Origin of the sequence: Streptomyces sp. NPDC005811 (assembly GCF_040630405.1) — a bacterium.
Classification (GTDB): Bacteria; Actinomycetota; Actinomycetes; order Streptomycetales; family Streptomycetaceae; genus Streptomyces.
Map to the genome: position 1 here is coordinate 39,421 of NZ_JBEXXK010000004.1, position 20,656 is coordinate 60,076.

Sequence of the window (20,656 nt, forward strand, 5' to 3'; positions counted from 1 at the left end):
GTGGCCCGACGGGTGATTTTTGGCGATCCGTACCGGCCGGTTGCGCTTTACGCTCTATGTCATGACCGAAGTCGCGAGCCCCTTCATGAACCAGCCACGGATCATGGTGCTCGGGGTGCAGCCGGGCAAACCCCCGTTCCGGATCGTGGAGATCGACGGCGAGGTCGTCGGTTCCGCGCACACCGTCACCGACGTCCTGGAGACCGCCGCCGCGTTCGGCATCATCGTCCACGACCTCGACGACCCCGATGTCGTGCGCTGGGTGGGCGGCGACAAGTACACCTGGAAGCCGCGTCCCTAGGAGTCACCCCGCCGGGGCCGGGGAGCGTGCACCGCGCGGCTCATCCGGCGTCCGAGCAGCAGGTAACCGACGAGCGCGCCGGTCGTGTTGAGGATGACGTCGTCGATGTCGAAGGCGCGCCCGGTGATGAGCGCGCCCTGCGCGAACTCCACCAGCAGCATCACGGACGCCGTCAGCACGAGCACCCGCAGCATTCCGCGCGCCTTGGGCGCGAGCACCGGCACGAGGATGCCGAACGGCACCCCGAGCAGCACGTTCCCACCGATCTGCTTGACCGCGTCCCGCAGCGCGGGCTGGTCCAGATAGGCCTGGAGCGACCGGCCCGGGTGCAGATTCGAGTGCACGAGCGCCTCGGAGGCGGGGGAGGGCTCCAGCGTCAGCCGCGCCAGCACGACGGCGAACCCCACCATGAACGCGAAGGCGAACAGCATCGCGAGAAGCCGCAGCGGAAAGGGCAACGGCCGGGCACCGGAACGCGCGGCCGCCTTCTTCTCGGCTGCCGCCTTCTTCTGGGGTGCAGCCTTCTTCTGGGGTGCCGCCTTCTTCTTGCTCTTCTCGGGCGCGGCCTTCTGCGCGGCCGGGGCCGGGGCCGGCGGCTGTTCGGCCCTGTGCGGGCGCAGGCGGAACACGGTGCGTGGGCGTGAGGCTGCACGGGCCATGCTGTCCTCCAGTCTTCAACTTACCTGCGTCCTAAGGCGGTTACCCGCAAAGGACCCGAGGATGCGCACGGCCCGTGGAAACCCCCGCCCGGCCGGTCAGGACGCGTAGGTGACCTTGACCTCCTCGAAGCCGAGGGAGTGCAGCAGGCCCTCCAGCATGTCGGTGGTGTTGGTCTCGGCGCGCGCGGTCAGCTCGCTGTCCTTCGCCGCCTCGCCGATGTGCTTCACGGCGAGCTTCTGCACGGCCTGCTCGCTGTTGGGGTTGTCCGAGAAGAGATCGCCGAGGCGGTCGAGGAGACCGCGCTGCTTGGAGACCGCGTAGGAGCGGTCCGGGTCGAGCGCCGGCTTGCCGAGCTGCGCGTGCGGCAGCCGGAGCGTGGCCGACGTACGGTCGCCGTCGACCGTCACGTCGTCGTCGCCCACCTTGCCGAGGTCGACATAGGCGTCCACGGTGCCCGCCCCCACGTACAGGGTGCGGGTGCCGCGAAGGGCGTCCGGGAGGTACTTGGCGTCCTTCTCCAGGTCCACGACGACCTGGAAGTTGCCGGAGGCGGCGTCGTAACGGCTCATGTCCTGGATGGACTTGAGCAGGGCGGGACCCGAACGGTCCTTGGTCTCGGTGCCGAAGAACCCGCGCAGCCCGGGCAGCAGGCTGAGCCGGATCCCGGCGAACATCACGGTGAGCACGACCACGACCGCGATGAGCACCTTGGCCCAGCCGGGGATGCGCCCCTGGAGGCGCTTGACGGGAGTCGTCATGGCGACGGCCCTCCTTCCTGTCAGGACGGATTCCCGTCAAAGCCCGTGACAGACCGCGTTGTTGACGACCTGTGACAGAAAGCGAGGCCTTGGGTCACGATGGCCCGGCCCGCCGGGGTCCGCACGATCACGCCCGCCCGGCTCACCCGATCGGCCCATCCGGCCGATCGCATGCCCCGGCGGGGTCCGTAGCATGAGAGATCCCGTGAGTGATCCCCTCCAGTCGGACCTGGGCGAGGAGTCCTTTCGTGCGAGACATCTCCGTGTTCAGCGGCAGTGCCCACCCCGAGCTGGCCGCCGAGGTCTGTTCCCATCTGGGCGTGCCACTGAGCCCGACCCGGCTCAGCAGGTTCGCCAACGACTGCCTGGAGGTCCAGCTCCAGGCCAACTGCCGGGAGAGGGACGTCTTCCTGGTCCAGCCCCTGGTGAAGCCCGTGCAGGAGCACCTCGTGGAGCTGCTGCTGATGTGCGACGCGGCCCGCGGCGCCTCCGCCGGCCGGATCACCGTGGTCATGCCGCACTATTCCTACGCCCGCTCCGACAAGAAGGACGCGCCCCGGATATCCCTGGGCGGCCGGCTGGTCGCCGATCTGATGGCCGCGGCCGGGGTCCACCGGGTCCTGGCCATGACCCTGCACTCACCGCAGGTGCACGGCTTCTTCTCGATGCCGGTGGACCATCTGCACGCCCGCCGCGAGCTGGCCGCCCACTTCCGCCGTTACGACCTGACCGAGACCACCGTCGTCTCGCCCGACCTCGGCAACGCCAAGGAGGCCGCCGCCTTCGCCCGGATGATCGGCGCCCAGGTGGCGGCCGGCGCGAAGCAGCGCTATGCCGACGACCGGGTCAGCATCAACTCCGTGATCGGCGAGGTCACCGGCCGGGACGTCATCGTCCTCGACGACGAGATCGCCAAGGGCAGCACCGTCCTCGAGCTCCTCGACCGGCTGCGGGAGCTCCAGCCGCGCTCGATCCGGGTGGCGTGCACGCACGGACTGTTCGCGAGCGGCGCCCTCAAGCGGCTCAGCGAGCAGCCCGACGTCCTGGAGATCGTCTGCACCAACACCGTGCCGGTGCCCGCCGAGGAGCACACCGACAAGCTGCGGATCCTGTCCATCGCGCCCGCCCTGGCCGAGGCCGTGCGCCGCATTCACAACGGTGAGTCCGTCAGCGCCCTGTTCGACGCGGCCCGCAGCGAATAGACAGGAAGGAGTGGATACGCGCATGTCGTCACCCATGTGACCAGGGAGGGCTCGCAGTGGCGAAGGCGAAGTTCGAGCGGACGAAACCGCACGTGAACATCGGCACCATCGGGCACATCGACCACGGCAAGACGACCCTCACGGCAGCCATCACCAAGGTGCTGCACGACAAGTTCCCCCAGCTCAACCCCTTCACCCCGTTCGACCAGATCGACAAGGCGCCCGAGGAGCGGCAGCGCGGCATCACCATCTCCATCGCCCATGTGGAGTACCAGACCGAGCGCCGGCACTACGCCCACGTGGACTGCCCCGGGCACGCCGACTACATCAAGAACATGATCACCGGCGCGGCCCAGATGGACGGCGCGATCCTGGTGGTGGCGGGCACGGACGGGCCGATGCCGCAGACCAAGGAGCATGTGCTGCTGGCCCGGCAGGTGGGTGTGCCGTACATCGTCGTCGCCCTCAACAAGACGGACATGGTCGACGACGAGGAGATCCTGGAGCTGGTCGAGCTGGAGGTGCGCGAACTGCTCACCGAGTACGAGTTCCCGGGCGACGAGGTGCCCGTCGTACGGATCTCCGCGCTGCGGGCCCTGGAGGGCGACCCGCGGTGGACGCAGTCGGTGCTGGATCTGCTGGACGCGGTCGACGAGGCGGTGCCGGAGCCGCAGCGGGACGTGGACCGGCCGTTCCTGATGCCGATCGAGGACGTCTTCACGATCACCGGGCGCGGGACGGTCGTCACCGGCCGCATCGAGCGCGGCACGCTGCGGGTCAACAGCGAGGTGGAGATCATCGGCATCCACCCGCAGAAGACGAGGAGCACGGTCACCGGTGTGGAGATGTTCCGCAAGCTCCTCGACGAGGGCCGGGCCGGGGAGAACGTCGGCCTGCTGCTGCGCGGGATCAAACGGGACGAGGTGGAGCGGGGCCAGGTGGTGATCAAACCGGGCTCGGTCACCCCGCACACCCGGTTCGAGGCACGGGCGTACATCCTGTCCAAGGACGAGGGCGGCCGGCACACGCCGTTCTTCCAGAACTACCGCCCGCAGTTCTACTTCCGTACGACGGACGTGACGGGCGTGGTGACCCTGCCGGAGGGCACCGAGATGGTCATGCCGGGCGACAACACCACCATGCTCGTGGAGCTGATCCAGCCGATCGCGATGGAGGAGGGGCTGAAGTTCGCCATCCGCGAGGGCGGGCGGACCGTGGGCGCCGGACAGGTGACGAAGATCGTGCGGTAGGGCTCGGGAGCGCGGTCATAAGGTGCCGGACGTGGCCTCGGGCTGTCCCAGGGCCGCGTCCAGTGTCGTGGCGGGCGGCAGTAACCGGTGCAGTCCGGTCGCCCTGAGGACGCGCAGGGCCAGCGGGTGGCTGCAGACCAGCCGGAGTTCGCCGTCCTGGTCGAGCACCCGGCTGCGGGCCCGGTACAGCAGGCGCAGTCCGGAGCAGTCGAAGAAGTCGATCGGCGAGAGGTCGATGACCACGCGCGGCGCGGGCCCGGAGGTCGCCTCGTCGAGCCGTGGACCGATCTCCGTCGCCGCGACGATGTCGATCTCGCCGCGGAACTCCAGCACCGTGTACCCGCGCTCCTGCCGGACGTACAGGTGCGGGGTGTCCGCGGCGGGTTCCTGCTGCACGACGACATCGCCTCCAACCCGCTCCACCGGTCGGGAGCCTTCAACGGCGGGGAAGCGCACAGCAGTTCCCCGCTCCAGCAAGGTACCCCCGATAGAGTGAATTTCAGCATGTTCGATTGACATATGTCTTCGAAACTCGGGCGTGTCTCGACCGAGTTTTTTCGCGCCGTGAGCGAAGGGGTGCGAGAAGCTTACGAGAGGGCCTGCCACGCCTTGGACAGGGCTGTCCGGAACTGCTCGGTCTGGTGCGCCGTGAGCTCCCGCACCATCCGCTCCTCCAGCTCCCGCACGGGCTGCGCGTACTGCTCCAGCAGGGCGCGCGCCTCGTCGGTGAGCAGGATCAGCAGCTCCCGCCGGTTGCGCGGATTGCGCTCGCGACGGATCAGGCCGCGGTTCTCCAGTGAGCGCACCAGATCGGCGATGGACTGGGCGGTCACGAACGAGTCCCTGGCCAGCTGGGCGGCGGACAGCCCGTCGTGCCGCTCCAGGACGGTCAGCGCCGTGTACTGCAGGGCGGTGATCCCGGACGGCTTGACGAGTTCGTCCAGCCGGGATCGCACGACGAGCTCCACCTGCTTCACCATGTAGAGCAGGGACGGGGGAGCCTTGTGGGGCGGGCGCGCGGAAGCCGCCGCCTGGGTCGTCTGGGTGCCGGCCATGAGTCCGAGCGTAGACCATTGACAGGAAACCTGTCTGTAATGAGACTGCGGACCAACAGGAATCCTGTTAGTTGAAATCTTGGCGACGATGCTGAGGAGTGGCGATGACCACCTTCGAGATCGACCCCGGTCGGCTGTTCATCGGGGGACAGTGGCGCGAGGCCGCGGACGGAGCGCGGACCGAGGTGGTCGACCCGTCCCGGGGCGCGGTCGTCACCACCGTCGCGGAGGCGGGCGCCGCCGACGTGGACGCCGCGGTGCGGGCCGCGCGCGAGGCCTTCGACTCCGGCCGGTGGTCCGGGCTCAGCGGCCGGGAGCGCGGCCGGGTCCTGCTGCGGGTGGCCCAGCTGATCCGCGAGGAGGCCGACGAGATCGCCCGGCTGGAGAGCCTGGACGTCGGCAAGCCGATCACCCTGGCCCACGCGGTCGACGTCACCAACGCGGCCAACGACTACGAGTACTACGCCACGCTCGCCTTCTCCCTGGAGGGCGGCAACCGCGACACCCCGATGAACGCCCTCGCCTACACCCAGCGCGGGCCGATCGGTGTCGTCGCCGCCATCACCCCCTTCAACTTCCCCCTGATCCTGGCCGGTTCGAAGCTCGCCCCGGCCCTTGCCGCGGGCAACACGGTCGTCCACAAGCCCGCCGACGAGACCCCGCTGAGCGCCCTGTACATGGCGGGACTGCTCCAGCGGGCCGGGGTGCCCGACGGTGTCGTCAACGTCGTCACCGGCACCGGCCCGGTCGCCGGAGAGGCGCTGCTGCGGCACCCCGGCGTCGACAAGATCGCCTTCACCGGCTCGACCGCGATCGGCCGGCACGTCGCGGGCATCGCCGGCGAGAACCTCAAGCAGGTCACCATGGAGCTCGGCGGCAACGCCGCGCACGTCGTCTTCGAGGACGCCGACCTGGAGAAGGCCGTCGGCGCGGTGATCAAGGGCTTCGTCTTCAACACCGGCCAGTTCTGCATGGGCGGCCCGCGCCTGCTGGTGGCCCGCCCGGTCTACAGCACCCTGCTGAACATCCTCGCCGAGGCCGTCCCCGGGGTGCCCGTGGGCGACCCGCGCGCGGCGGAGACCGTCGTCGGACCCATGGCGGGGGAGAAGCACCTGCGCAAGGTCGAGGAGTACGTCGACCTCGCCCGCAAGGAGGGCGCCCGGATCGTCTGCGGCGGTGAGCGCCTCGACCTCGACGGCGGCTACTACTACAAGCCCACCGTCATCGCCGACCTCCCGAACGACTCACGGGTGATCCAGGAGGAGATCTTCGGCCCGGTCCTCACCGTCCAGCCCTTCGACAACGAGGACGAGGCGGTCGCCCTCGCCAACTCCACGCCGTACGGCCTGGCCTCCGGGGTGCAGACCGGCAACCTCGCCCGCGCCCACCGGGTCGCCGACCGCCTCCAGGCCGGCATCGTCTGGGTCAACGACTGGGCCATGCTCGACCCGGCCGTCCCCTTCGGCGGCGTCAAGGACTCCGGATTCGGCCGCGAGTACGGCCCCGAGGCGCTCGCCTCCTACACCAAGGTCAAGTCCGTCGTCGTCTCGCTCGACTGAACGCGCCGTACAGCAAAGGGAGTTCCACCGATGTCCATCACCACACGCGCGGCCGTCGTCGAGTCCGCCGGAGCGCCGTTCACCCTCTCCGAGGTCGTCCTCGACGAGCCCGGCCCGCACGAGGCGGTGGTCCGGCTGGTGGCGGCCGGCCTGTGCCACACCGACCTGGGCGTGCAGAGCGGCGGACTGCCCTTCCCGCTGCCGGGCGTCCTCGGCCACGAGGGCGCGGGGGTCGTCGAGGCGGTCGGAGCGGCCGTCACCGGGGTGGCCCCCGGCGACCACGTCGTCCTCTCCTTCACCTCCTGCGGCGAGTGCCGCAACTGCCACGGCGGCCACCCGGCCTACTGCGCGACCTGGCTGCCGCTGAACCTCATCGGGGGCCGCCGCGCCGACGGCACCAGCACCCTCAGCCGCGACGGCGAGCCGCTCGGCGGGCACTTCTTCGGCCAGTCCTCCTTCGCGGAGCGGGCCCTGGTCGACGAGCGCAGCCTGGTCAAGGTCGACCCCGAGGTACCCCTGACGTCGATCGCCCCGCTGGGCTGCGGGGTGCAGACCGGCGTCGGCGCCGTCTGGAACGTCCTGCGACCCGCCGCCGGTGACACGGTCGTCGTCCTCGGCGCCGGAGCCGTCGGCCTGTCCGCCGTCATGGCCGCCGCCCAGAGCCCCGCCACCACGATCATCGCCGTCGACCGTGTCGCCGAACGCCTGGCACTCGCCAAGGAGTTGGGCGCCACCCACACCGTGGACGCCGGACAGGCCACGCTCGGCGAGGCCGTCGCCGAGATCACCGGCGGCCGGGGCGCCGACGGGATCGTGGAGACCACCGGCAGTACGGCCGTGCTGCGCCAGGGGGTCGACTCGCTCGCCGCCCGCGGCACCCTGGTCGTCGTGGGCGCACCGCCGTTCGGCAGCGAAGTCGCCCTGGACGTCAACGGGTTGCTCGGCGGCAAGCGGGTCGTCGGCCTCACCCTCGGAGACAGCGAGACCCAGACCTTCATCCCCGCCCTGGTGGAACTGGTCAAGGCGGGGCGGCTCCCGCTGGACCGGCTGATCGGCACCTACGCCTTCGAGGACATCGGCCAGGCGGTCCAGGACATGACCTCGGGCAAGACCATCAAGCCGGTGCTGACCTTCTGACAGCCGCCGGTGACGGTCCGTCAGTCGACCGTCAGGACCAGCTTCCCGGTGGTCCGGTCGGTGTCGCCGAGCCTGTGCGCCTCGGCGGCATCGGCCAGCGGGAACGTCCCCGCGACCGTCGCGCGGAGCTTCCCCGCCTCCACCAGCTCGGCGATCGTCCGCATCCCGGCCCGGTCGGCGTCCACGAGCATCCGCACCGCGCGCACCCCGAGCCGGCCGGCCTCCTCCTCGAACTCCCGTGAGCCCATGGGCAGGATCGACACCACGACCCCGCCCGGCCGCAGCACCCGCAGCGAGCGCGTCGCGTTCTCCCCGCCCAGGGTGTCCAGGACGGCGTCGACCTCCTTCACGGCCTCGGTGAAGTCCGTCTCCCGGTAGTCGATCACCTCGTCGACGCCCAGATCCCGCAGGAACGCGTGCTTGCCCGCGCTCGCCGTCCCGATCACATACGCGCCGCGCGCCTTGGCGATCTGCACCGCCACATGCCCCACGCCCCCGGCGGCCGCATGGATCAGCACCCGCTGCCCCGCCGTGAGTCCGGCGTTCTCCACCAGCGCCTGCCAGGCGGTCAGCGAGACCAGCGGCAGCGCGCCCGCCTGGACGTGGTCGACACCGGCGGGCTTGTGCCACAGGGCGCGGACCGGGGCGACGACGTACTCGGCGTGCGAGCCGTGGCCGTAGGGGTAGGGCAGCATCCCGAAGACCTCGTCGCCGGGCACGAACGTCGCGACGCCGATGCCGACCGCCTCGACGGTCCCGGAGAGGTCCCAGCCCAGGACGAACGGCGGTGCTCCCAGGAACCCGCCCGTGGCGCGGTGCTTCCAGTCAGTCGGGTTGACCCCGGCGGCGCGCACCCGCACCAGGACCTCGTTCGCCCGCGGCGCGGGCCGTTCCACTTCCTTCTCCTTCAGGACCTCGGGACCGCCGAGGACGTCCTGGCCGATGACTCGCATGGTGTGCTCAGTGCTCATGGTCCACCAGCCTGCCGGGCCCGGCCCCGCCGGAAAATGGCATGAAGGCCAACCTCCGATAGAATCGTGCCATGCCTGCCGGAGCCCCCCACCGTGTCGTCGTCCTCGCCCTCGACGGCGTCTACCCCTTCGAACTCGGCATCCCGAGCCGGATCCTCGGCGCAGCCGACGGCCGCTACGAGGTGCTGACCTGCACGGTCGACGGCCGTGCGGTGCACACGAACGCCGACTTCACGGTGGGCGTCGAGCACGGCCCCGAGGTGCTGGAGACGGCCGACACGGTCGTCGTCGCGTCCGTGTCTCCCGAGCGGCTCACGGAGGAACTGCCGTCGGCGGTCGCCGGGGCCCTCGCCCGGATCCGCCCCGACACCCGGATCGTCTCGATCTGCACGGCGGCCTTCGTCCTCGCCGCCGCGGGCCTCCTCGACGGCCGCCGGGCCACCACCCACTGGAACTGCGCCGACCGCTTCCGCCGGATGTACCCGCAGGTGGACCTCGACCCGGACGTCCTCTTCGTGGACGACGGCCGGATCCTGACCTCGGCCGGTGCCGCCGCCGGCGTCGACATCTGTCTGCACCTCGTCCGCAAGGACCACGGCAGCGAACTCGCCAACAAGGTGGCCCGCCGCTGTGTGGTGCCGCCGTTCCGTGACGGCGGGCAGGCGCAGTACATCGAGCAGCCGGTGCCCGAGGCCGGTCCGGCGAGCACGGCGGCCACCCGGGCCTGGGCCCTGGAGCACCTGGACGAGCCCCTCACCCTCGCCGACCTCGCCGCGCACGCCCGGATGAGCCTGCGCACGTTCGCCCGCCGCTTCCAGGACGAGGTGGGCGTCAGCCCCGGCCGCTGGCTGATCCAGCAGCGGGTGGTGCACGCCCGGCAGCTCCTGGAGGCCAGCGACCTCTCCGTCGACCAGATCGCCGGCCGGGTCGGCTTCGCCACCGGCGCCTCGCTGCGCCAGCACCTGCACGCGGCGATCGGGGTCTCGCCGCAGGCCTACCGCAGAACGTTCCAGACGGCCCGCTGAACGTACCGGTCCGCCCCGGCGTCGTAGGGGCACGGGATCGACCGGACAGACGGGGGCACGCATGCGCAGGGGACTGGCGTTGGTGACGGCGGCACTGGTGGCCGCGGTGGGCTGCGGCGCGGGGGAGAAGGCGGACCTGGTCGTCAAGGGATCGCCGCCGGCGACGCCGTACACCGGACCCCTTGGCATCGCGACGACGACCCTCGACGCGGACACCCCGCAGGCCCTGCTCGCCGAGTCCGGCGCCGCGGGCCGGGCGCTGGAGTGCGACGGCGAGATCGCCGGCGGCGGCGGCCCCGACGGCTGGAGCGCCGACGACGGCGGTGACACCCCGGAGGACGGGCTGCGGCTCTTCTTCGACATGCTCCAGCCGCTGCTCCCGCACTCCGGCTACCGGGTGGAGCGCGCGGCGGGCGGCCGGGTCCTGTACTCGTACGACGTCGCCGGCCGGACGAAGGTCGCGGTCGTGGTCGCCCAGGACCAGAAGGGCCGGCCGGGCTGGGGCCCGGAGACGAACGCCTCCTGCGACCCCGCCGAACTCCCCGCGAGCTTCACCGACTCGATCGGCCTGGAGATCTGGACCGACCGCGACGGACATCGCGTCCCGACCACCACCGTCACCAGCCACGCCGGCGCGGAGCACTGCGGCTGGGAGAAGGCGCACTTCCTGGGGACGGGCCGGGGCGACGACTACCGGCAGTACGTCCGCGACCCCGACGGTGTGCTCGAACCCGGCCTGCTCACCGCCCCGTACGACGACGACGTCCGGATGCCGGCCGACGCCCACGACACCGGATACCGCTACGGAGACTGGCGGTTGTGGCTGACGGAGGACCGTACGACGGCGTACGTCCGCACCCCCGACGGAGTCGAGGCCTGGCCGCTGGCCAAGAAGGCGGCGGCCTGCAAGTGAGGGCCGTTCAGCGGCTGGCGTGCAGGGCGACCAGCAACTGCCAGACCTGGTCGGCGATCTCGCCGGGGGTGCCGCCGAGGTCGCCGTGCAGCCAGTCGGCCAGCACACCTGCGAAGGTCGCGGCGACGGCCGAGGCCACCAGCGGGGCGTCGGCCGCGCCCGCCCGCTCGCGCTCCCGCAGGCTGTAGGCCCGCAGGTCCCGGTGGAGCACCCGGCCGAGCGGACCGCCGCCGCCGGGTGCGAGCAGGGTGCGGTAGAGCGCGGCGTGCGGGGTGAGCGAGGCGAAGAACTCCGGCAGGGCGGCCGGCGCCCGCACCGGGTCCGGCCGCCCCTGCCAGGCGTGCAACGCCTCCACGGCCTTGCGTACGACATCCGCGCACGCGTCGACCGCGAGGGCCTCCAGGTCGGGGTAGTGCACGTAGAAGGTGGCCCGGCCGACGCCGGCCCGCCGCACCAGCGCCGCCACGCCCACCTCCTCCAGCGGCCGCTCCGCGCACTCCGCCAGCAGCGCGGCCCGCAGCCGCGCCCGGGTCCGGGCCGCCCTCGGGTCCTCGGCCTCCGCCCGGATCACTGCGCGATCAGTACGGCGGCCAGGGCGAGCGCGCCGGGCAGCGCCTGGGCGACCAGGATCCGGCGGTTGGCGGTGACCGCGCCGTACACGCCCGCGACGATCACACAGGACAGGAAGAACACCTGCGCCGCGAACCCGGTCGGGTCCCCGGCGACCAGCCCCCACACCAGCCCCGCCGCCAGGAAGCCGTTGTACAGGCCCTGGTTGGCGGCCATCGGGGCGGTCCGCCGCGCCAGCTCCGCGTCGAACCCGTGGAAGCCCATCCCCGGCTTCTTCTGCCACAGGAACATCTCCATCACCAGGATGTAGAGATGCAGCAGCGCCACCAACGCGACCAGTACACCGGCCAGAATGTCCATGATCTCCCTCTGATCTTCCTCTGAACCTCGTCCACTTCCGGGACAGGTGTCCACTATAACGGGACACCTGTCCAGGAAGTCCAGGGGGCCGCTCCTCGCCCGGGTGCGGGGACGCGGGCCGTGGCCACACTGGAGACATGACCCCCGCACCGGCACGCACCGCGCAGCAGCGCAAGCACGACACGCTCCACCGGCTGGAACACGACGTCGACGTCTGGGTCGCCACGGCCGCCGCGGACGGCGTCGCCCCCCAGCTGGCCCCGCTCTCCTACGTCTGGGACGGCGCCGTCCTGCTGGTCGCCGCCCCGGTCACCACGCCCACCGGCCGTGCCCTGCACGACACCGGGGTGGCACGTCTCGCCGTCGGCCCGGCCGACGACGTGGTCATGATCGAGGGCCGGGCCGTCGCCGTCCCGCCCGCCGACCTGCCGGAGGAGGACGCCGAGATCTTCGCGGGCAAGACCGGCTTCGACCCCCGTGAACTGGCCGCGCCCCACCTGTACTTCCTCATCCAGCCGCAACGGATCCGGTCCTGGCGGACCCGGGAGGAGGAGTCCGGGGGGTGCGAGGTGATGCGGGACGGGGAGTGGCTGGTGGCCGGCTGAAACCGGGGTATCCGCAAGGTCCGGGACGGGAGCCGCCCGTCCCCGACCTCGTGGAGGAGACGACATGGCCGTGGTGAAAGCGGGCGTCGTGGTGCTCGACTGTGCCGAGCCGGAGCAGCTCGCCGAGTTCTACAAGGGGCTCCTGGACGCGGAGGAGACCGAGGTCTGCGCCCACCGCGTCGAGATCCGGGGCGCCGGCGGAACCCGGCTGGCCTTCCGCCGCGACGCCAACGCGACCCCGCCGAGCTGGCCCCGCCCCGAGAACTCGCTCCAGGCCCACCTCGACTTCCTGGTCGACGACCTCGACGAGGCCGAGCGCAGGGTCGTCGGCCTGGGCGGCCGCCCCCTGGACACGAAGGGCACCGCGGGCCCCCACGAGGAACGCGGCTACGCCGACCCCGCAGGCCACTCCTTCACCCTGCGCCACACCACCCCGACCACCCCCAAACAGGGCTGACCCCGGGAGCCCCCTGCCGACCAACGCCACCGCAGCCCACGCCGGTGAGCCTCCGACACGTCCCTGCCGGGAGCCTGCGACTCCGAGGCCTTCCCTGGGGGCCAGCGGCTCCGAGGCCTTCCCTGGGGGCCAGCGGCTCCGGGGCTGTCCCCTGGGTAACTGCGGTTCCGGGGCTGCTCCCGGGGTACTGCGACTCCGGGCTGCTCCCCGGGGCCGCGGTTCCGGGACTGTCACCTGGGGCAACTGCTGCTCCGGGGCTGCCCCCGGGGCACTGTGGCTCCGGGGAATGCCCCCAGCATTGCGGTTCAGGCAGCCTCCACGCGGGGGCGTCGGGTCCGGCCCCGCCGGGGCAGGGTCGGCTCCGGGGCTGCCCCCCGGGGCTTGTGGTTCCAAGGCTGCCCGCCGGGGCACTGCGGCTTCAGGGACCCCCTTTGCACTGCGGTTCAGGCAGCCTCCAGGCGGGGGCGTCGGGTCCAGCCCTGTCAGGGCCGCGTCGGCTCCGGGGCTGCCCCCCGGGGCTTGTGGTTCCAAGGCTGCCCGCCGGGGCACTGCGGCTTCAGGGCCCCCCTCCGGCACTGTGGCTCCGGCAGCCTCTGCCCAGGGGGCGTTGGGTCCAGTCCCGCCGGGCCGGGTCGGCTCCGGTCTCTTGAGGCCGGGGCCGTTTCACCCCCCGGTCCTCTGCGGTCTCCGGGCCCTTCAGCCCCGACTTCTCAGCCCCGCCGACGTTTGTGTCGCCTGCGGCTGTTTCAGCGCCGGCGCTCGCAGCTCCGGGGCTCTACAGCCCTGGTCCGTCAACCCCGGTTGCGTCAGCGCCGACCGTTCCCGTCCGGGACGGCGGCTTCAGTCCCGGCCCCCCTTCTCCTTCGTCGGCCACGTGCCCGTCGAGCGTTCGATGGCCTTCGCGCCCGTGCGGTCGGCGGCGCTTCGGGCCGTTGCGAAGATCGCGCCCTGGAGCGCCGCGGCCAGCAGGATCTCGGCCCAGCCGCGATCGCGGTCCAGGGCGTCGGGTGCGTCGTCCTCGTGTCGGATCGCCTTCCACGCCTTGCGGAACGCGACCCCGGCCAGCGCGCCGCTCGCCCAGCCGAAGACGAAGCCGACGGGCTGGTAGACGAGCGGGAGCTTCTTCTTCCTGGTCTTCCTGGCCACCGAGTCCTCCTTGTCGAATCCTCGAACCGCTTCAGGGCCGCCCCCGTGCCGGGACCTCCTCCTCCGCGCGGACCGGTCCCGGCGCGGTGCCGTTCCCGAAGGGGCGGCCGCCGAGCCGCTCCCTGCCGTGCGGGGTCGGCCAGCCCGCCAGGTCCGGTCCGACGGGGACGATCCTCGTCGGATTGATGCCGGTGTGCACCTGGTAGTAGTGCCGCTTGATGTGGTCGAAGTCGACGGTGTCACCGAATCCCGGCGTCTGGTAGAGGTCACGGGCGTACGCCCACAGCACCTGGTCCTCCGTCAGCTTCCAGCGGTTGCACTTGAAGTGTCCGTGGTAGACCGCGTCGAACCGGACCAGCGTGGTGAACAGTCGTACATCCGCCTCGGTGATCGTGTCACCGACCAGATACCGCTGCCCCGCGAGCCGCGCACTCAGCAGCTCCAGTCGCCGGAAGACAGCCGCACAGGCCTCCTCGTACTCCTCCTGCCCCCGCGCGAACCCCGCCCGGTACACCCCGTTGTTGACGTCCTCGTACACCTCGGCCATCACCGTGTCGATCTCCGCGCGCAGCTTCTCGGGGTAGAGGTCCGGCGCCCCGGGGCGGTGCAGGGCCCGCCACTCGGTGGCCAGGTCGAGGGTGATCCGCTGGTAGTCGTTCGTCACCAGCCGCCCGCTGGGCACGTCCACGATCGCCGGCACACTGACCCCGCCGGGGTGGCCGGCCTCCCGCCGGTCGTAGGCCTCACCGAGGAAGCGGATGCCGAGGACCGGGTCGCGGTCGTCCGGATCGAGGGTGAACCGCCAGCTCCGGTCGTCCTGGACGGGATCGGCGATCCCCATCGACAGCGCGTCCTCCAGGCCGAGCAGCCGCCGGGAGATCACCGCCCGGCTCGCCCACGGGCAGGCACGGCTGACCACCAGACGGTAGCGGTCCGCCGTCACCGGCCAGCCGTCCCGGCCGTCCGCGGTGATCCGGTCCCGGAAATGACTCCGCGACCGCCGGAACCGCCGGTGTCCGTACCCGCTGTTGCCGTCGTCGCCGCCGCTCATGGGACCTCCCGCTGCTCACACCGGTCGACCGGCTTCACGCGTCCTCCAGACCGCGTTCCCCGATTTCCGCGGACGGCACGGTGTGATCCCGACCCGCCGGGGCAGTCGGCACGGGTGAGCGGCACAACACCGAACGGGACACCACCGAAGCCCGAAGCCGAAGCCGAAGCCGAAGCCGCAGCCCGACCCGGCCCGGCCCGGAAGACGCACGCCGACCGCAGGACGCGCCTCACCGTGCTGGTCGCCCTCGCCGCCAACCTCGTGATCGCCGCAGCCAAGACGGCCGGAGGTCTGCTGGCCGGCTCGCCCGCGCTGCTGTCGGAGGCCGCGCACTCCGTCGCCGACAGTCTCAACGAGGTGTTCCTGCTGGCGGCGCTGCGCCGCAGCCGCCGCCCGGCCGACCGGCGCCACCCCTTCGGCTACGGCAAGGAGCGGTTCTTCTGGTCGCTCCTCGCCGCCGTGGGGATCTTCGTCATGGGCGGCTGCTTCTCCTTCTTCCAGGGCGCGGAGGCCCTCAGGACCGGTGCAGACGAGAAGACCAGCGGCTATGTGGCCGGTCTGATCGTCCTCGGCTTCGCCCTCCTCGCCGAGGGCGCCTCTCTCCTGCGCGCCCTGCACCAGGTGCGCCGGCAGGGCGGCACCGCCCGGCTGCGCGACCCGGCCCTGCGCACCGTCGTCGCCGAGGACGGCACCGCCGTCCTGGGGGTCACCCTGGCCGCCGTCGGCATGGTGCTGCACATGGTCACCGGGAACGTCGTGTGGGAGGCGTCCGCCTCGCTGGCGATCGGCGCGCTCCTCGTCCACGTCGCCTTCCGTCTCGGCCGGGAGGCCCGCGACCAGCTGATCGGCGAGGCCGCCGACCCCGAGACCGGCGCCCGGATCAGGGAACTGCTGGCCGCCCAGCCGGAGATCGACAGCGTGGAGGCGCTGTTCACCATGAAGACGGGCCTCGACACGGCCCTCGTCGCCGCGCGCGTCGACCTCGTGCCGGGCCTGGACAGCGAACGCGTGGAGGAGGTCGCCGACCGGATCAAGCGCGCCATCGGCGACGCGGTCCCCGAGGCCGACGCGGTCTTCCTCGACGTCACCGACCGCCCGCCGCCCGGCGCACGCAGAAGCCCCGCCGCGACGGGGGAGCGCGGCGGGGCCTGATTCTCGGGTGCCCGGTGCGGGCCGGTTCATGCGCGTCGGCGGCAGATTTTTCTACGCGTCCCCCGCCGTCGTGGGGTCGGCGCCGAGCGGTCAGCTGCCCTGCGGTTCGGCGACGAACACGGGAATCTCCCGGTCGGTCTTCTCCTGGTACTCGGCGTACGGCGGAAACGCGGCGACGGCACGCTCCCACCACTGGGCCTTCTCCGTACCGCTGATCTCACGGACCGTCATGTCCTGCTTCGCGGGACCGTCCTGGAGCTCCACGGCCGGGTCGGCCACGAGGTTGTGGTACCAGACCGGGTGGGTGGGCGCTCCGCCCTGGGAGGCGACGAGCGCGTACCGGCCGTCGTGCTCGACCCGCATCAGCGGGGTCTTGCGGAGCTTGCCGCTGCGCGCGCCCCGGGTGGTCAGCAGGATCACCGGCAGCCCCGTCTCCCGCAGCGTCGTCCCCTCCCTGCCGCCGGAGCTCTCGTACAGCTCCACCTGCTCGCGTACCCACTGGGTCGGGCTGGGCTCGTACTCACCTTCGAGAGGCATGGCATCCGTCCCTTTCGTCACATGGTCGCTCACGACCGGCTGCCCCCTTCAACACCGTCACCCCCTCGATTCATCCGTATCCCCTTACCTCACGGGTAATCGCGCCACCCGTGGCCCACCGCCAGACTCGGAGCCATGACGAAGAGGACCGACACCCGCGCCGTGACCGAGGAACTGCTGCGCCGTATCGGCGAGGGCGACCCGGAGCGGATCGCCGCCCTGTACGCCGACGTCGTCGACTGGCGGCTGTCCTGGCCCGAGGACGAGCACGGCCGCGCCGGGACGCCCTGGATCCGGCACCGTGCCACCGGCGCCGAGGCGGCCGACCACTTCCGGGCCCTCGCCGCGCACCACACGCCCGGGGCGGCGGACACCCGTGTGGAACACGTCCTCGTCGACGGCGCCGACGCGGTGGTGCTGGGCGAGATCCGGCAGACCGCCGCCCCCACCGGACGCCCCTACCGGGCCGCCTTCGCCCTGCACCTCACCGTCCGCGACGGCCTGGTCGTCCGCCACCACGTGTACGAGGACAGCCTGGCCGTCGCCCGCGCCTTCACCCCCTGACGCACCCCCCTGGGGGCTACACCACCATCCCGAAGGCCAGCACGGTCATCACCCCGCTCGACACCAGCGCGGTCGCCAGACGTCCCCGGTGGCCGGTCAGCGCACGGCCCAGCAGGGCGCCGCCCCCGGCCAGCAGCAGCTGCCAGCTCGCGGACGCGGCGAAGGCGGACAGGACGAACACGCCCTGGTCCAGGGGGCGTACGGCGTCCGTGGTGCCGGTGCCGAGCACCAGCGCGGCGAAGTAGACGACGGTGGTCGGGTTGAGCAGCGTGATGCCGAGCAGAGCGAGGTAGGCGCGGGCGGCGGTGGGCGGGGTGGGCACGGAGCGGGTGGCGAGCCGGTGGGCCCGGTACCGGCGTACGGCCGTCAGGGCGCCGCGGGCCGCGAGGGCCAGCAGCACCAGGGCCGAGGCCCAGCGCAGCGGCACCAGCACCGGCCGCAGCGCGGCGGCGAGCGCGGACCCGCCGACGGTGGCCAGGAGGGCGTAGAGCCCGTCGGCGGTGGCGACGCCGAGCGCGGCGCACGCGCCGGTGCGCAGGGAGGTACGGGCGGTGAGGGAGACGAGGTAGGTCGCGACGGCCCCGACGGGTACGGCGATGCCGTAGCCCGCGATCAGGCCCGCGACGAGCGCGGCCGTCACCGGCGTACGGGATCGGGCCTCCGGGGACGGCCGGGCTGCTGCTGAACCCGCGCCGGAAGGACGGCGTCGGACATCAGCGGCAGCGGAACGGCGATTCGAGACATGGCCGGATCCTGCGGCTCCTCCCCACCCACCGGCAAGTGAATTTCCGTCCCGAGGCCGGCGCACCCCGCGCGGGAGCCTTCGAGGAGCCCCCGCGGAGTGGTCGGTTCCGGCCATCTCGTCCCTTTCGCCGATCTGGCCGAACTCCCTGTCGTCCTATAGATGCCCGGGGCATCTAATGAAGATCGGCACGCCGCACCCTTCGTCTGCGAGGTCTCTCATGACGGAACTGTCGGAACTCCCCCCACTGTCGAAGCCCGTGTCCTTCCCCCAGGACCGCAGCTGTCCCTACCACCCGCCCACGGCCTACGACCCCCTGCGCACCGGCCGCCCGCTGTCCCGCGTCACCCTCTACGACGGCCGCACCGCCTGGGTCGTCACCGGCCACGACACCGCCCGCGCCCTGCTCGCGGACCCCCGGCTGTCCACCGACCGCACCCGGCCCGGCTACCCGGCGACCTCCCCGCGCTTCAAGGCCCTGCTCGACCGCCGGGCCGCCCTCCTCAACGTCGACGATCCCGAGCACCACGTCCAGCGCCGGATGCTGGTCGCGGACTTCACGCTGAAACGCGCCACCGCGCTGCGCCCGGCCATCCAGCGGATCGTCGACGAGCGGATCGACGCGATGCTCGCCCAGGGCCCGGCCGCCGAGCTGGTCTCCGCCTTCGCGCTGCCGGTGCCGTCCAGGGTGATCTGCGAGCTGCTCGGGGTGCCGTACGCCGACCACGAGTTCTTCGAGGAGCAGTCCCGGCGGATGCTGCGCGGCCGGGTGCCCGCGGAGGTGGTCGACGCCCGTGAACGGCTCGACGCGTACCTGGGCGCGCTGATCGACCGCAAGGCGGCCGGCCCGCCCGGCGACGGCGTCCTGGACGCCCTGGTCCACGAGCGGCTGCGCGACGGCACCGTGGATCGCGAGGGCGCTATCGCTCTGGCCGTCATCCTGCTGGTCGCCGGCCACGAGACGACCGCCAACATGATCTCCCTCGGCACCTACACCCTGCTCCGGCACCCCGAGCGGCTGGCCGAACTGCGCGCCGACCCCGCGCTGCTGCCGGCCGCCGTCGAGGAGCTGATGCGGATGCTGTCCATCGCGGACGGGCTGCTGCGGCTGGCCACCGAGGACATCGAGGTGGCCGGCACCACCATCCGGGCCGGTGACGGGGTGGTCTTCTCCACCTCGGTGATCAACCGCGACGAGACGGCCTACCCCGAACCCGACACCCTCGACTGGCACCGCTCCGCCCGCCACCACGTGGCGTTCGGCTTCGGCATCCACCAGTGCCTCGGCCAGAACCTGGCCCGCGCCGAGCTGGAGATCGCCCTCGGCACGCTCTTCGCGCGCCTGCCCGGACTGCGGCTCGCGATCCCGGCCGAGGACGTCCGCTGGAAACCCGGCGACACCATCCAGGGGATGCTCGAACTCCCCGTGACCTGGTGAGAGGCACCGCCATGCACCGCGACACCCCTGCCCGCGGGTCCATCCGCATCGACACGGACGTCTGCATCGGAGCCGGTCAGTGCGCGCTGGCCGCACCGGGCGTCTTCACCCAGGACGACGACGGCTTCAGCACGCTGCTGCCCGGCCGTGAGGACGGCGCCGGGGACCCGATGGTCCGGGAGGCCGCGCGGGCCTGCCCGGTCGGCGCGATCGCGGTACCCGGCTCGGACGGGTGACGGGCGGGGGCCGGGATCCTGGCCGGGGACCCGCGAGGACCCCCGGACCAGCCCTTGCCCCGCGGCAGGGCGCGGACGAAGTCCTCCTGGAGGGCGCGCATCCGCGCCGGTACGGCCTTCCGGCCGTACAGCGCGCCCGAAGTCCCCGCGCAGGCACCGGCCGGTTCGGCCACGGCCGCCGGTCGGGTGCGGAAGGCAGCGGCAGGGGGCTTCCGGAGGTGAACGGCCCGGAAGACAAGCCTCCGTGCGCCCCGGGCGGATCGCCGCCCGGGTTGCTGCGCACGGCCCGGTGGGCCAGGGTCGACGGGGGACCCGATCACCGTGCGGAGGCGCCGACATGCCCGTGCTCTTCTTCGACATCGGAGCGACCCTCGCGGACGCGGCCGTCGGCGCCGACGGTTCCCTCACCCTCCGGCCCCGGCCGCGTGTCCTGGCCGTGCTCGACGCCTTCGCCGAGGTCCGCAAGGGGATCGTGTCCAACCCCGGGCAGGGCGAGGCCGCCGTCGCCCGGGCCGCGTCCGCCCTGCGCACCGCGTTCCCGGGCCGCTTCCCCGACGAGGAGCTGGTGCTCTGGGGCGCGAAGGACAGCTCTGCGATCTTCGAACGGGCCGTCGCGGCCACCGCCCGCGACGGGGTCCCGGCGGTGCCGGCCGACGCGTGTGTGTTCGTCGGCGAGGACGCGCGGGAGCGCGCCTTCGCCGCCGAGGCCGGACTGCGTACCGCACCCCACCCCGTCCTCACCCTCGCCGCGATCGAGGGGCGCCCCGTGTTCGAGGCCCGCATCGCGCTCCCGGCGGATCGCGGGCTGGCCGACCTGGCGGAGGTCGCCGGTACGACCGAGGCCGTCCTGCTGCCCGGCGACGACCAGCAGCTCGCACCGGCCCTGGTGAGCGCGCTGGGCGCCGGGGTCCTCGAGCGCGCCGGATTCACGGTGGACCTGGGCGCCCCCCTGCCCCTCGCCTGACGT

25 protein-coding genes are annotated in these 20,656 nt (G+C 72.4%); 14 read left to right on the top strand and 11 right to left on the bottom strand.

The genetic code is table 11. From position 1 onward, the window contains the following. The first annotated feature begins 61 nt into the window (after positions 1-61). On the top strand, positions 62-301 hold the full coding sequence (locus ABZ490_RS05350) for a hypothetical protein (protein WP_358984454.1): 240 nt from the start codon (positions 62-64) through the stop codon (positions 299-301). Here ABZ490_RS05350 and ABZ490_RS05355 read toward each other — a convergent pair. Both ABZ490_RS05355 and ABZ490_RS05360 read right to left on the bottom strand, forming a co-directional pair. Next, a complete protein-coding gene (locus ABZ490_RS05355) occupies positions 298-960 on the bottom strand; it encodes a VanZ family protein (RefSeq protein ID WP_358984457.1) in 663 nt (220 codons plus the stop codon). The two genes, ABZ490_RS05350 and ABZ490_RS05355, sit on opposite strands and share 4 nt — an antisense overlap. Positions 961-1,056: 96 nt before the next feature. Beyond that, a complete protein-coding gene (locus ABZ490_RS05360) occupies positions 1,057-1,719 on the bottom strand; it encodes a DUF4230 domain-containing protein (protein ID WP_358984460.1) in 663 nt (220 codons plus the stop codon). A 248-nt stretch (positions 1,720-1,967) separates the two neighbouring features. On the opposite strand from ABZ490_RS05360, the gene ABZ490_RS05365 reads away from it, so the two are divergent. Continuing rightward, on the top strand, positions 1,968-2,921 hold the full coding sequence (locus tag ABZ490_RS05365; protein WP_358984464.1) for a ribose-phosphate pyrophosphokinase: 954 nt from the start codon (positions 1,968-1,970) through the stop codon (positions 2,919-2,921). A gap of 56 nt (positions 2,922-2,977) precedes the next feature. Then, the gene (gene tuf / locus ABZ490_RS05370; RefSeq protein WP_358984467.1) at positions 2,978-4,171 is read left to right on the top strand and encodes an elongation factor Tu; all 1,194 of its coding nucleotides are present in this window, start codon (positions 2,978-2,980) and stop codon (positions 4,169-4,171) included. Between the two features lie 15 nt (positions 4,172-4,186). On the opposite strand, the gene ABZ490_RS05375 is transcribed toward tuf, so the two are convergent. Both ABZ490_RS05375 and ABZ490_RS05380 read right to left on the bottom strand, forming a co-directional pair. Next, positions 4,187-4,567 (bottom strand): anti-sigma factor antagonist, encoded by a 381-nt coding sequence (locus ABZ490_RS05375; protein WP_358984470.1) that lies wholly within the window; start codon positions 4,565-4,567, stop codon positions 4,187-4,189. A gap of 191 nt (positions 4,568-4,758) precedes the next feature. Continuing rightward, positions 4,759-5,226: a MarR family transcriptional regulator gene (locus ABZ490_RS05380; protein WP_358984473.1), complete on the bottom strand. Its 468-nt coding sequence runs from the start codon at positions 5,224-5,226 to the stop codon at positions 4,759-4,761. 104 nt (positions 5,227-5,330) lie between these two features. Here ABZ490_RS05380 and ABZ490_RS05385 point away from each other — a divergent pair, with 104 nt between their 5' ends. Together ABZ490_RS05385 and ABZ490_RS05390 are read left to right on the top strand one after the other, a co-directional pair. Next, complete coding sequence (locus ABZ490_RS05385; protein ID WP_358984476.1) at positions 5,331-6,785, top strand: aldehyde dehydrogenase family protein; 1,455 nt, start codon at positions 5,331-5,333, stop codon at positions 6,783-6,785. 30 nt (positions 6,786-6,815) lie between these two features. After that, entirely contained in the window at positions 6,816-7,922 is a 1,107-nt protein-coding gene (locus tag ABZ490_RS05390; RefSeq protein WP_358984479.1) for an NAD(P)-dependent alcohol dehydrogenase, read from the top strand. Between the two features lie 20 nt (positions 7,923-7,942). Here ABZ490_RS05390 and ABZ490_RS05395 read toward each other — a convergent pair whose 3' ends face one another. Next, entirely contained in the window at positions 7,943-8,893 is a 951-nt protein-coding gene (locus ABZ490_RS05395) for an NADP-dependent oxidoreductase (RefSeq protein ID WP_358984481.1), read from the bottom strand. A gap of 71 nt (positions 8,894-8,964) precedes the next feature. Here ABZ490_RS05395 and ABZ490_RS05400 point away from each other — a divergent pair, with 71 nt between their 5' ends. Together ABZ490_RS05400 and ABZ490_RS05405 are read left to right on the top strand one after the other, a co-directional pair. Then, on the top strand, positions 8,965-9,918 hold the full coding sequence (locus ABZ490_RS05400) for a helix-turn-helix domain-containing protein (protein WP_358984484.1): 954 nt from the start codon (positions 8,965-8,967) through the stop codon (positions 9,916-9,918). A 61-nt stretch (positions 9,919-9,979) separates the two neighbouring features. After that, positions 9,980-10,831: a hypothetical protein gene (locus ABZ490_RS05405; RefSeq protein WP_358984487.1), complete on the top strand. Its 852-nt coding sequence runs from the start codon at positions 9,980-9,982 to the stop codon at positions 10,829-10,831. A gap of 7 nt (positions 10,832-10,838) precedes the next feature. On the opposite strand, the gene ABZ490_RS05410 is transcribed toward ABZ490_RS05405, so the two are convergent. Then, the gene (locus ABZ490_RS05410) at positions 10,839-11,402 is read right to left on the bottom strand and encodes a TetR/AcrR family transcriptional regulator (RefSeq protein WP_358984490.1); all 564 of its coding nucleotides are present in this window, start codon (positions 11,400-11,402) and stop codon (positions 10,839-10,841) included. Then, on the bottom strand, positions 11,399-11,761 hold the full coding sequence (locus ABZ490_RS05415; RefSeq protein ID WP_358984493.1) for a DUF1304 domain-containing protein: 363 nt from the start codon (positions 11,759-11,761) through the stop codon (positions 11,399-11,401). Before ABZ490_RS05415 ends, ABZ490_RS05410 begins: the two co-directional genes overlap by 4 nt. Positions 11,762-11,898: 137 nt before the next feature. On the opposite strand from ABZ490_RS05415, the gene ABZ490_RS05420 reads away from it, so the two are divergent. Continuing rightward, positions 11,899-12,366, top strand: a complete 468-nt coding sequence (locus ABZ490_RS05420) for a pyridoxamine 5'-phosphate oxidase family protein (protein ID WP_358984495.1) — start codon at positions 11,899-11,901, stop codon at positions 12,364-12,366. A gap of 64 nt (positions 12,367-12,430) precedes the next feature. Beyond that, positions 12,431-12,823, top strand: a complete 393-nt coding sequence (locus ABZ490_RS05425) for a VOC family protein (RefSeq protein ID WP_358984498.1) — start codon at positions 12,431-12,433, stop codon at positions 12,821-12,823. Between the two features lie 840 nt (positions 12,824-13,663). On the opposite strand, the gene ABZ490_RS05430 is transcribed toward ABZ490_RS05425, so the two are convergent. Both ABZ490_RS05430 and ABZ490_RS05435 read right to left on the bottom strand, forming a co-directional pair. Beyond that, entirely contained in the window at positions 13,664-13,969 is a 306-nt protein-coding gene (locus tag ABZ490_RS05430; RefSeq protein ID WP_358984501.1) for a DUF4235 domain-containing protein, read from the bottom strand. Between the two features lie 31 nt (positions 13,970-14,000). Next, on the bottom strand, positions 14,001-15,020 hold the full coding sequence (locus ABZ490_RS05435; RefSeq protein WP_358984503.1) for a glutathione S-transferase C-terminal domain-containing protein: 1,020 nt from the start codon (positions 15,018-15,020) through the stop codon (positions 14,001-14,003). Between the two features lie 234 nt (positions 15,021-15,254). On the opposite strand from ABZ490_RS05435, the gene ABZ490_RS05440 reads away from it, so the two are divergent. After that, positions 15,255-16,172 (top strand): cation diffusion facilitator family transporter, encoded by a 918-nt coding sequence (locus ABZ490_RS05440; protein WP_358984506.1) that lies wholly within the window; start codon positions 15,255-15,257, stop codon positions 16,170-16,172. A gap of 90 nt (positions 16,173-16,262) precedes the next feature. Here ABZ490_RS05440 and ABZ490_RS05445 read toward each other — a convergent pair whose 3' ends face one another. Continuing rightward, positions 16,263-16,709, bottom strand: coding sequence for a nitroreductase family deazaflavin-dependent oxidoreductase (locus ABZ490_RS05445; RefSeq protein WP_358984509.1), 447 nt, complete (start codon positions 16,707-16,709; stop codon positions 16,263-16,265). Positions 16,710-16,844: 135 nt separating this feature from the next. Here ABZ490_RS05445 and ABZ490_RS05450 point away from each other — a divergent pair, with 135 nt between their 5' ends. Beyond that, positions 16,845-17,273, top strand: coding sequence for a nuclear transport factor 2 family protein (locus ABZ490_RS05450; protein ID WP_358984512.1), 429 nt, complete (start codon positions 16,845-16,847; stop codon positions 17,271-17,273). Positions 17,274-17,289: 16 nt separating this feature from the next. On the opposite strand, the gene ABZ490_RS05455 is transcribed toward ABZ490_RS05450, so the two are convergent. Continuing rightward, positions 17,290-17,913 (bottom strand): LysE family transporter, encoded by a 624-nt coding sequence (locus ABZ490_RS05455; protein WP_358984515.1) that lies wholly within the window; start codon positions 17,911-17,913, stop codon positions 17,290-17,292. 322 nt (positions 17,914-18,235) lie between these two features. On the opposite strand from ABZ490_RS05455, the gene ABZ490_RS05460 reads away from it, so the two are divergent. From ABZ490_RS05460 to ABZ490_RS05470, 3 genes are all read left to right on the top strand, one after another. Further along, positions 18,236-19,453, top strand: coding sequence for a cytochrome P450 (locus ABZ490_RS05460; protein WP_358984518.1), 1,218 nt, complete (start codon positions 18,236-18,238; stop codon positions 19,451-19,453). A gap of 11 nt (positions 19,454-19,464) precedes the next feature. Beyond that, complete coding sequence (locus ABZ490_RS05465) at positions 19,465-19,689, top strand: ferredoxin (protein ID WP_358985085.1); 225 nt, start codon at positions 19,465-19,467, stop codon at positions 19,687-19,689. 337 nt (positions 19,690-20,026) lie between these two features. Then, positions 20,027-20,653: an HAD family hydrolase gene (locus ABZ490_RS05470; RefSeq protein ID WP_358984519.1), complete on the top strand. Its 627-nt coding sequence runs from the start codon at positions 20,027-20,029 to the stop codon at positions 20,651-20,653. Positions 20,654-20,656 lie beyond the last annotated feature (3 nt).